Raw genomic sequence first — 1,552 nt, 5'->3', positions numbered from 1 at the left:
GGCCAGTGGCGGGGCGATTCCGGCTCTTGTTATCTTTCACCCATCGGGTGTGGAAAAGAGGGCTGCGATGGCAGGGCCACGATTGCCGTTCGAGATCGATGACGCGATCGACGATAGCCTGGTCACGGCGCATGCGGGGGTGCCGCTGCTGATCGAGGCGTTCCGGGTCAGCGGTGCGGCGGCGGAACTCGACCGCGTGGTGGCGATCAAGCAGCGGGCGCGTGGCCTGACCGCGTCGCAGATGGCAGAGAGCCTGTTTGCCCTGTGGGTGGTCGGGGGCGAACGTTGCGAGGATCTCGCCATGCTGCGCGAGGATCGGGCACTGGAAGCGCTGCTCGGGCATGGCTTTCCCGCGCCGCAGACAGCCCGCGACTTTCTCGACGCCTTCGATCAGCCGGCCCTGCCGTTGTGGCAGGGCGAGCGCTCCCAGATCCCCGGCGAGGGCGAGCGACTGCAGGGGCTGGCACAGGTGAACCAGCGGCTCATCGCCTTTCTGCAGGAGCGGCGGCCGCAGACGGTGGCCACCATCGACCTCGACGCGACGATCCTGGAGAGCCGCAAGCGCCAGGCTGAACGGACCTGGGACGGGCGCACCGGCTATCACCCGATGATCGCGGTCTGGGCCGAGCAGGACATCATCCTGGTCGACGAGTTCCGCGCTGGCAATGTGCCGGCCCACGGCGATCATCTGCGCGTGCTCCAGCGAGCGGCCGCGGTGGCGCAAGCGGCCGGCGCCAAACGGCTGCTGGTCCGCTCCGATAGCGCCGCCTATGAGCAGGACACGCTGCGCTGGCTGGACGACAAGAAGCACGGCTACGCCATCAGCGCTGACATGAGCCAGGGGCTGACCGCCGCCATCGCCGCCTTGCCGGCCACCGCCTGGCAAGACGCCGGCGACGAAGCCGACGCGGTACGGCATTGGGCCGAAGTGGCTTACGTCCCCACCGATCGACGCGCCAACCGCGACAGCCCGCCGCCGCCGCGCTACCTGGTGCTGCGCATCACCAAGAAGCAAGGCGTCCTGTTCGCCGACGGCAGCTCCACGCGCCACTACGCCGTCGTCACCAATCTGCCCGACCCTGCCGACGGCTGTGGCCTCGATCTCATCCGCTGGCAGCGCGGCAAGGCCGGCACGGTCGAGCACGCCCATCACGTCCTGACCAACGAACTCGCCGCCGAGGCCTTGCCAGCCGCCAACTTCGCCGCCAACGCTGCCTGGTTCCGCCTCAACGTGCTGCTCTACAACCTGCTCTCCGCCTTCAAGCGCACTGCCCTGCCCGAAGACCTGCACAACGCCCGGCCCAAGCGCCTGCGCTTTGTCCTGCTCGACGGCATCGGCAAGGTCGTCCGCCACGCCCGCGAGACCCTGCTCCGCTTCTCCCAGGCACCGCGCCGGCAACTCGCCGACCGGGCTCGCCTCGCCCTCGCCGTCGGGCCGCCCGCACTCGCCCCCTGCGCCGCCTGACCACCAGCCCTCGCCACTCCGGCCCTCAGCACCGCCGCCCAGCGGCATGCCCGCCGACACCCGCCTGACGTGCAGATCTCCAAAACT

1 protein-coding gene is annotated in these 1,552 nt (G+C 69.8%); it reads left to right on the top strand.

Annotated elements, in window-relative coordinates:
• A partial coding sequence (locus FFK22_RS41705; protein ID WP_138893677.1) for an IS1380 family transposase occupies nucleotides 1–1,465 on the top strand: 1,465 nt, incomplete at its 5' end.
• Between the last annotated feature and the right edge of the window lie 87 nt (nucleotides 1,466–1,552).

The organism is Mycobacterium sp. KBS0706 (genome assembly GCF_005938675.2).
Taxonomy (GTDB): Bacteria; Pseudomonadota; Alphaproteobacteria; order DSM-16000; family Inquilinaceae; genus Inquilinus.
The sequence above is the reverse complement of the archived record's forward strand: the minus strand, read 5'-3'. Positions and strand labels throughout refer to the sequence as shown.